At 62.1% G+C, this 514-nt stretch carries 2 pseudogenes; both read right to left on the bottom strand.

What is annotated here, in order from left to right:
- Positions 1 to 151, bottom strand: a pseudogene (locus ACWTU8_RS32255) (sugar ABC transporter permease); the annotation flags it as partial.
- A gap of 144 nt (positions 152 to 295) precedes the next feature.
- Positions 296 to 514, bottom strand: a pseudogene (locus ACWTU8_RS32250) (D-xylose ABC transporter substrate-binding protein); the annotation flags it as partial.

Below are 514 nucleotides of genomic sequence, written 5' to 3'. Positions count from 1 at the left end.
CCCAGATGACCAGCAGCGCACCGACCATGCCCAGCATACGCGTATCGAGCTCGGTAGCCTTGAGGAACCGTCCGATGGCGCTGAGTTCGGATGCACGCGCCTTGTCCGCTGCGGTGCTGCCGACCGGTTGATTAGAGGTCGTGTCGGTCATGCTATCCTCCCATCGGTTTACCGTCTGGCGCGGATACCGAACATGGATGCTATTTGCTTTCCGCGGTCATTTGAAGCGGGAAGCCCCTTGAGAAACGCCGCGGCTTTTGGGCCGCGGCGTCGATATCGAACGGTATTGCGCCGTTTACTTGCAGGCGGCGACGCTGCCGGCGGCGACGCCCGCGCAGACTTCGTCCTTCTTGATCCAACCGGCGTCGATGACGACGTTGAGATTGTCCTTGGTGATCGCGACCGGGGTCAGGAACAGCGACTTGACGGTGTTGCCGCCAGGCGTCGTGAAGTCCTTCACACCGGCGATGTCGGTCATCTTCTTGCCGTCGGCCAGCTGCGAGGCGATCTCGGC

It is taken from the genome of Mesorhizobium sp. BHbdii (assembly GCF_053848045.1).
Note: the sequence above shows the minus strand (reverse complement) of the source record. Positions and strands in the feature narration are given on the sequence as shown.